This window comes from Kribbella swartbergensis (assembly GCF_054784135.1).
Genome location: NZ_BAAGPM010000042.1, coordinates 25,514 through 34,073, shown reverse-complemented (window position 1 = coordinate 34,073; position 8,560 = coordinate 25,514). Strand labels below are relative to the sequence as shown.

7 protein-coding genes are annotated in these 8,560 nt (G+C 68.4%); 2 read left to right on the top strand and 5 right to left on the bottom strand.

Annotated elements, in window-relative coordinates:
• From ACYVOK_RS33925 to ACYVOK_RS33905, 5 genes are all read right to left on the bottom strand, one after another.
• On the bottom strand, positions 1 to 850 hold an 850-nt coding region (locus ACYVOK_RS33925; RefSeq protein ID WP_460666695.1), incomplete at its 3' end, for a hypothetical protein.
• Between the two features lie 59 nt (positions 851 to 909).
• Positions 910 to 1,095: a hypothetical protein gene (locus tag ACYVOK_RS33920; RefSeq protein ID WP_460666694.1), complete on the bottom strand. Its 186-nt coding sequence runs from the start codon at positions 1,093 to 1,095 to the stop codon at positions 910 to 912.
• A 737-nt stretch (positions 1,096 to 1,832) separates the two neighbouring features.
• On the bottom strand, positions 1,833 to 2,663 hold the full coding sequence (locus tag ACYVOK_RS33915; protein WP_460666693.1) for a DUF72 domain-containing protein: 831 nt from the start codon (positions 2,661 to 2,663) through the stop codon (positions 1,833 to 1,835).
• A gap of 66 nt (positions 2,664 to 2,729) precedes the next feature.
• Positions 2,730 to 3,809, bottom strand: coding sequence for an inositol-3-phosphate synthase (locus tag ACYVOK_RS33910; protein WP_460666692.1), 1,080 nt, complete (start codon positions 3,807 to 3,809; stop codon positions 2,730 to 2,732).
• Positions 3,806 to 4,390: a helix-turn-helix transcriptional regulator gene (locus ACYVOK_RS33905; protein WP_460666691.1), complete on the bottom strand. Its 585-nt coding sequence runs from the start codon at positions 4,388 to 4,390 to the stop codon at positions 3,806 to 3,808. Before ACYVOK_RS33905 ends, ACYVOK_RS33910 begins: the two co-directional genes overlap by 4 nt.
• 214 nt (positions 4,391 to 4,604) lie before the next feature.
• Between ACYVOK_RS33905 and ACYVOK_RS33900 the strand changes: the two genes are divergently transcribed.
• Together ACYVOK_RS33900 and ACYVOK_RS33895 are read left to right on the top strand one after the other, a co-directional pair.
• Positions 4,605 to 6,092 carry a short-chain fatty acid transporter gene (locus ACYVOK_RS33900; RefSeq protein WP_460666690.1) on the top strand — a complete coding sequence of 496 codons (1,488 nt, stop codon included), beginning with the start codon at positions 4,605 to 4,607 and terminating at the stop codon, positions 6,090 to 6,092.
• 160 nt (positions 6,093 to 6,252) lie between these two features.
• Complete coding sequence (locus tag ACYVOK_RS33895; RefSeq protein ID WP_460666689.1) at positions 6,253 to 8,478, top strand: transglycosylase domain-containing protein; 2,226 nt, start codon at positions 6,253 to 6,255, stop codon at positions 8,476 to 8,478.
• The last annotated feature ends 82 nt before the right edge of the window (positions 8,479 to 8,560 follow it).

Genomic DNA, 8,560 nt, shown 5'->3' with positions numbered 1-8,560 from the left:
GTGGGGTGATGGTGGGGGTGGGGAGGGTGCAGGCGGGTGGGTGGGGGTGGTGGAGGGCTTCGGAGGTTCTTAGTTCGGTGTGGAGGCGGGTTAGGAGGGCGCCTGTGGTGGAGCGGGAGCGGGCGGCGGCGAAGCCGGGTGGGAGGAGTTCGTAGGCGTCGAGTTGGAGGAGACCGTCGCGGAGGAGGGTCTCGAGGCGATCGCGGACTCCGGCGGCCTCGGCGGGGGAGTCGAGGTCCGGCAGGCGGGACGAGTTGTAGAGCAGGGAGACCAGGAGTGGGAACTGGCCTTCGGCGGTCTGGCGGTTGAGGGCGTTGAGGACCGCGCCGCGGTGCAGCCCGGCGCGGTCCTCCAGGTCCGCGGTGAGGATGCGGACGGCGGGGACGAAGGCCGGGTAGTAGCCGCCGGCCCGGACGTTTTCGATGCCTGGGGCAACTTTTTCGACGCCGAGCCGGGCCAGGAAGGCGTCCAGGTTGTCCTGGACCCAGGCCTCGGCGACACCTTCCTCGAGTTGGCGGCCGCCGGGTTGGGTGAAGGCGCCCCGTGCCGCCTCCTGGGTCGCGCCGGCCGGGCCGAGGAAATGTGCCTGTTCGTGCAGGATCGTGGCGAGGGATTCGCGGTAGCGGGCCAGGTCCGGGAGCGGCTGGACTTCGCCGAAGCGTTCGTACATCCGGCGCAGTGGATCGAGGATGCTGTCGCCGAGGTAGAGCGTGCGGTCCCAGCCGGCGAGGCCGAGGACCTCGCCGGTTGTCTCGATGACCTGACCGTTCCAGGCGGACTGTTCTGCGCCGGAGAGCGCGAGTGCCTCAGGACCGCTGCGTGCCAGCAGGTCCTCGAGCGACGTTGGCACCGAAGGGCGCTCCGAGGTGCGGGCTGGGGTTGCAGCACGAGCCGCGAGCGGGGTGGCGGTCACGGCTGGTGCGCCGTGGCCAGGCGGACGAGCGAGTCCGCAGAGCGCAGCAGGTTGGCCTGCTCGGCGGGGTCGTCGCAGGCGGCCGCCCGTCGGCGGAACTCGGCGGCGAGCCATTCCGCGCGGGCCTGTCGCTCCTCCGCGGTGGCTCGGACGCCGGGGTTGGCAAGGGTTTCGTACTCCATGTCTGTCCTCCCGAGGGGTGATCTCGGCGGAGAACATATGGAGATTCGGCTCGGCCCTGACGGCGAACTTTCCAACTGTGGAAAACCCGGAACAACCGGGGATCCGTAACAGCCGGGGGGTCGGGCACGGGCCGTGGGAGTCGGGCCCGACCCGGGGTGGGGGACGGGCCGTGGGTTCGGGCACGGCCCGGGGGTTGGGTTCGGCCACATGCGGTGGGTTCCGGTGCGGCCCGGGAGTTGGGGGACGGGTCGGGGGTCCGGGTACGGCCCGGGTTTGGGGGATGGACGGTGGGTTTCGGGTACGGCCCGGATTTGGTGGATGGGCCGTGGGTTTCGGGTACGGCCCGGATTTGGTGGATGGGCCGTGGGTTTCGGGTACGGCCCGGATTTGGTGGATGAGCGGTGGGTTTCGGGTACGGCCCGGGTTTGGGGGACGGGCGGCGGGTTTCGGGCACGGCCCGGAGGTTCGGGCACGGGCGGTGGGTTCGGGCACGGCCTGGGGGCTGGGTTGTGGGACGGGCGGTGGGTTCGGGTACGGCGCCGGAGTTGGACGGGCGGTGAGTTCAGTACCGCCCGGGGGTTCAGGCACCGCCTGGGGGGCGGGCACCGCCCGGGGGTCGGGCACGGGCTATGGGTTCGGGCACGGCTCGGGGTTCAGGCACGGTCGGGGTCCGTGAACCGGCCGGGGATCCGCGAATAGCCCGGGATCCGCGAATGGGTGGGATTCCCGGCGAGGGTCAGAACAGGGTGGGGGGTTCTATCTCGATGGGGTCGGGTAGGGGGGCGAGGGTTGGGACGCGGTAGTGGATCTCGGCGTGGAAGCGGCGGGCCAGGGTGAGGGCCTCGGCGTTGTCCGGTGTGTGCAGGAAGATGGTCGGTGACCGGCCCTCGCCGAGCCAGTTCACGACGGTGTCCACGAGGTAGGCCCAGCCGTCGACAGTCTCGTCCACCGAGTCGCGCCCGATGTAGCGGACGATCGGATGCGCTGTCAGCGCCCGGGTGCGACGCGAGACCCGGGGCTTCCTCATCCAGGCGTCGCGTTCGGCATAGCTCGTGGGACGGCGGCCGAACAGCGTGACGGTGTCGAACGGGATCCACTCGGCGTCCGCACGAGCCAGGACCCGTTCGAGGTTGGCGGCCGCGCGAGGTTCGTCGAAGAAGGCCGGATGGCGGACCTCGACGGCGTACCGGTAACCGCGCGGCGCGTGGTACAGGAAGGCTGCGAGGGTGCCGAGGTCGTTGGGGGAGAAGGCAGCCGGGAGCTGGATCCAGACGGCGTGGGTTCGGGAGGCGAGTGGCTCGATCGCGGTGAGGAACTCGCGGAGCTCGGCCTCGACGTTGGTCAGGCGGCGTTCGTGGGTGATCAGCTGCGGGAGTTTGACCACGAAGCGGAAGTCAGGCGGGGTCTGCCCGGCCCAGTTCTCGACGGTCGAGCGGGACGGGGTCGCGTAGAAGGTCGTGTTGCTCTCGACCGCGTTGCACCACGAGGCGTACGCCTGGAGCTTCGAGCGAGACGGTTGCGGCCAGGCGGGATGCGTCCACTGCGCACACCCGACGTGAAGCCGCATGCGGACCAGCCTAGAGAACAGCCCGCAGCCGGCCGGGACCAGCTGCGGGCTGCGGGTACGACGACCTCAGCGCTCGACCTCGCCGCGGATGAACTTCTCCACCTGCTCGCGTGCGACGTCGTCGGCGTACTGCTCCGGCGGCGACTTCATGAAGTACGACGACGCGGACAGGATCGGGCCGCCGATGCCGCGGTCCTTGGCGATCTTGGCCGCGCGGATCGCGTCGATGATGATGCCGGCCGAGTTCGGCGAGTCCCAGACCTCGAGCTTGTACTCCAGCGAGAGCGGGACGTCGCCGAAGTTGCGGCCCTCGAGCCGGATGAACGCCCACTTGCGGTCGTCCAGCCAGGCCACGTAGTCGGACGGACCGATGTGCACGTTGCGCTCGTCGATCTCCTCGCGCAGCTGCGAGGTGACGGACTGGGTCTTGCTGATCTTCTTCGACTCCAGCCGCTCCCGCTCGAGCATGTTCTTGAAGTCCATGTTGCCGCCGACGTTCAGCTGGTAGGTCCGGTCGACGGTGACGCCGCGGTCCTCGAACAGCTTGGTCAGCACCCGGTGGGTGATGGTGGCGCCGATCTGCGACTTGATGTCGTCACCGACGATCGGCACGCCGGCCGCGGTGAACTTGTCCGCCCACTCCTTGGTCCCGGCGATGAAGACCGGCAGCGCGTTGACGAACGCGACACCCGCGTCGATCGCGCACTGGGCGTAGAACTTCGCGGCCTGCTCCGACCCCACCGGCAGGTAGCAGACCAGTACGTCGACAGCCGCCTCACGCAAAGCCGCCACCACATCGACCGGCGAGGCGTCGGACTCGGTGATGGTCTCGCGGTAGTACTTGCCCAGGCCGTCGAGGGTGTGACCCCGCTGCACCACGACACCCGTCGGCGGTACGTCGCAGATCTTGATCGTGTTGTTCTCGCTGGCGCCGATCGCGTCGGCGAGGTCCAGGCCGACCTTCTTGCCGTCCACGTCGAAGGCGGCGACGAACTCCACGTCGCGGACGTGGTAGTCGCCGAACACGACGTGCATCAGACCGGGGACGCGCTCCCCCGGCTTCGCGTCGCGGTAGTAGTGCACGCCCTGGACGAGCGAGCTGGCGCAGTTGCCGACACCGACGATCGCTACCCGGATCGAGGTCATCTGGAATCTCCTTGGTTAGGCGGTTGGTGCTGGTCAGGGGGCCGCTGTTGCCGCCGCTCGCCGTCGATCAGTTCGTTCAGCCAGCGGACCTCGCGCTCGGCCGACTCCAGGCCGTGCCGTTGCAGCTCGAGGGTGTAGCGGTCGACCCGCTCCGCGGTCCGGCTCATCGCTGCCCGGAAGTTGGCCAGCCGCTCCTCCATCCGGGCTCGCCGGCCCTCGAGGATGCGCAACCGGGTGGCCGGATCGGTCCGGCCGAAGAACGAGAACCGGACGCCGAACGTGTCGTCCTCCCAGGCCGACGGACCGGCATCGTGCATCGCGTGCGCGAAGTAGTCCTTGCCGTCGGCGGTGATCGTGTAGACGATCTTGGGCCTGCGACCCGACTCCGGCGTCCCGGGGTCGGCCGTGATCAGGCCGTTGCGGAGCATCGCCTTCAGGCACGGGTAGAGCGAACCGAACGACAGCACGCGTCCCCAGCCGAACTGGGCGTTGACGCGTTTGCGGAGCTCGTAACCGTGCATCGGCGCTTCGTGCAGCAGACCGAGTACGGCGAGCTCCAGGACCCCACTGCGGTTTCCCATGAGCCACCTCCCTCGGTCCAGTTTGTCATGACCTGATGTATCGACTCGATACATCGTGCCGCCACTGTAAACAGACGCGGGCCTGTGGACAAGAGCTGACAAAGTCCCCGCATGTCACCTGCCTCACCCGTACGCGCCGGAGAACCTGTCACGTCAGGCGTCGATCTGCGTTAATCAGCTGACACACAGAGTCGTGGCGCAGGAGCGGAGGGTCATGGTCGACGTCCAGGGGAAGCACGCGAAGCACGGCGTCGAGGGTGAAGGGGCGCTGGCCCGGACCGCGCTGCGGTTCACCGCCTTCACCGAGAAGTGGCTGCCCGACGCCTTCGGATTCGTCCTGGTCGGCACCTTCGTGGTGCTGGTCTTCGGCCTCGTCACCGGCGAGCCACTGCTGAAACGCCCGGACGACCCGGCCGCGACCAAGGGCTTCGGCATGGTCGATGCCTGGGGCATCGGTTTCTGGTCGCTGATCACGTTCACCCTGCAGATGGCGATGATCATCATCGGTGGGTACGCCGTCGCGACCAGTCGGCCCGTCACGCGGCTGATCGCCCGGCTGGCTCGCGTTCCCGGCACGCCGCGGACCGCGGTCGCCTTCGTCGCCGCGGTCGCCATGCTGGCGTCGTACCTGAACTGGGCCTTCAGCCTGATCTTCGCCGCGATCCTGGCGCGTGAGGTGGCTCGCAACGTGCCCAAGGCCGACTACCGCGCGCTGGGCGCCATGGCGTTCCTGGGTCTCGGCACTGTGTGGGCGCAGGGCCTGTCGGGCTCGGCCGCGCTGCAGGTCGCCAGTGCGAGCAGCAGCCCGGCGCCAGTGCAGGAGGTCATCAAGGCCGGCGGCCGCGAGAGCGGACTCATCCCGCTGAGCGACACCATCTTCACGTGGCAGGCGCTCGTCGCAACGCTCTTCGTGTACGTCGTGGGCGTAGGCATGGCGTGGTTCATCGCGCCCGGTGGCGACAACTCGCGGACCGCGGAGCACCTCGGCATCGAGCTACGGCCGCTTGTCGGACGTGGCTCGGCGTACAACGACCGGCGGGAGGAGGGCGAGGCACGGAGGCCGGGTGACTGGCTCGAGCACTCACCGCTGTTCAGCCTGCTCATCGTCGTACTCGGTGTGGTGTACCTGGTGCGCTACTTCGACGGGAAGAGCTTCTTCAACGCACTGGACCTGAACACGGTCAACCTGATCCTGTTCCTGCTCGCACTGCTGTTGCACTGGCGGCCGTGGCGGATGGCCCGGGCGGTGCGTGACGGGGCTCCGGCGGCGGCCGGCGTACTGCTGCAGTTCCCGCTGTACGGCGGCATCTTCGGGATGATCGCCTACACCGGGATCTCGGCCCGGATCGCCGGCTGGCTGGTGCAGGCGAGCAACCAGTTCCTCTTCCCGCCGCTGGTCGCGATCTACTCCTGCATCCTCGGCATCTTCGTGCCGAGCGGTGGCAGCAAGTGGGTGATCGAGGCGCCGTACGTACTGCAGGCCGCGAACGAGTTGCAGGTCGACGCGGGCTGGATGGTCGTGGTGTACGACCTGGGCGAGGCGAGCGCGAACCTGCTGCAGCCGTTCTGGATGCTTCCGACGCTGGCCATCCTGGGCCTGAAGGCGCGCGACATCATGGGCTACACGTTCACGATGTTCCTGGCCTGCTTCCCGGCCGCCCTGATCGCCGTGACGTTGCTCGCACCGCACGTCACCGGGTAACCGCTTACTCGCGCTACCGGCAGATCTTCGTAAGGCGAAGTCGAGGCGCATCGCGGCCGGCCGGCGGGCTTGTTAGCATCCGGAGCGGATTCGGGGCCGTTACCACACCCTGCGTAGTCTGTGGGGCAATGACTTCCGTGAGATCGTCGAGGACAGCACTGTGAGTGAAGCTCGTAGAAAGGCCGTTCCCGCCCGGCGCAAGAGACACTGGGCGCTCCGGGTCCTCGGCTGGCTGCTGGCTCTGTTCTTCCTCGGCATCATCGTCGGCACGGCCGCCTTCTTCATCATCTACCAGACCACCGACATCCCGGACCCGAACAAGGAGTTCGCCACCAACACCACCACGGTGACGTACGCCAACGGCACCAGGCAGCTCGGCGCCTTCTACGACCAGAACCGGCACTCGGTGCCGCTGGCGCAGATCCCGAAGCACGTCCAGGACGCGGTGATCGCGGCCGAGGACCGCACGTTCTGGACCAACCCCGGCATCTCGCCCTCGGGGATGGCGCGGGCGGCCTGGAACATCGCGCGCGGCGAGCAGTTGCAGGGTGGCTCGACGATCACCCAGCAGTACGTGAAGATCATGTACCTGACCCAGGAACGGACGATCTCGCGGAAGTTCGAAGAGCTGTTCATCGCGACGAAGCTGAGCCGGCAACAGGACAAGAGCAAGACGCTCGAGGGCTACCTGAACACCATCTACTTCGGTGAGGGCGCGTACGGCGTGTCGGCGGCCGGCGAGGCGTACTTCAGCCAGCCGGACCCGCGGAAGCTGACAGTTCAGCAGGCCGCCTTCCTGGCCACGGTGCTCAACAACCCGTCGCTGTTCGACATCGACGACCCGGACCCGCGGACGAAGAAGCGGATCATCGATCGGTACCAGTACGTCCTCGACGGGATGCGGCAGAGCGGCACCATCACCCAGGCGCAGGCCACCGCGTACGGCAAGTCGCTGCCGAAGATCAAGAAGAAGGTGAAGAGCGACCGCTTCAAGGGCCCGAACGGCTTCCTGCTCGACATGGCCCGCAAGGAACTGCTGCGGCTGGGCTTCGAGGAGGACGAGATCAGCGGCGGCGGCTTGAAGGTCGTCACCACCTTCGACTACGAGGCGCAGCAGGACATGGTCGCCGCGGCACAGAAGGAGCTGCCGGAGAAACGCGACAACCTGCACGTCGGCATGGCGGCGGTGAGACCGGGCACCGGTGAGCTGGTGGCGATGTACGGCGGGCCGGACTACCTCAAGAGCCAGTTGAACTGGGCGACGCTGAAGGCCCGGCCGGGTTCGTCGTTCAAGCCGTTCGCGGTGGCCGCCGCGCTGCTGGACGACAGAAGCATCTACGACGTCTTCCAGGGTGACAGCCCGATCGAGATCCAGGGCAAGGAACTCAACAACGAGTTCGACCGGGACTACGGCGACGTCACCCTGCTGAAGGCGACCGAGCAGTCGATCAACACCGCCTTCTACGACCTGGTCGACAAGCAGATGGAGGATGGTCCGGACAAGGTGGTGAACGCGGCCCTCGCGGCCGGCATCCCGAAGACCAAGGCACTCGAGGTCGGCCGAAACAACCCGTCCACGGTGCTCGGCCCGGACCCGTACGCCTCGCCGGTCGACATGGCCAACGCCTACGCCACCTTCGCCGCCGACGGCAAGTACGCGCCGCTGCACACCATCAAGAGTGTGACCGGCCCGGACGGCAAGGTGCTCTGGTCGGAGAAGAGCCTGGAGAAGCAGAAGAAGCAGGCCTTCGAGCCGAATGTCGCCCGGATGGTCAACTACGCCCTGCAGGACGTGGTCAAGAAGGGCAGCGGTTCCGACGCCAGGGAGCTGGAACGGCCGGCGGCCGGGAAGACCGGTACGGCGGGTGGCGTCGCGGTCGAGCACCGCAAGGAGAACGCCGAGTGCGGCGGCTGCAAGGAGGGCGCCGACACGCTGACGTCCTGGTGGACCGGCTACACGCCGCAACTGTCCACGTCGGTGCTGTACCGCGCCGGTAAGACCGGTGAGGCCGACCTCGACCCGTACTCCGACGAGCCGGCGTTCTTCGGTGGCGGCTGGCCGCTGAAGACCTGGTTGGCGTTCATGGAGCCCGCCCTCGAGGGCCAGCCGGAGGCGGAGTTCGCCGAGCCCGACGAGGAGGCGATCAAGGACAGCCCGACGCCGACCTCGACCCCGACGAGGACCCCGGAGCGGACGCCCACCCGGACGCAGACCACCCCGTCCCAGACGCCGTCGCAGACGCCGACCCGGACGCCGACGCAGACACCGACCAGGACACCGCCGCGGACGAAGCCGACCAAGACCCCTGTCTGGCCGTCGTTGCCCACCGGCGGACCGACGACCGAACCGAGCGAGACACCGCGCAAACCGGGCGGGGGCCAATAGCCCGGACCGGCGGCATCCCCCACCGGGTGCCGCCGGTTGCTTTTCGGATGGGGCACCATGGGGGCGTGATTCGGGCTCGGGT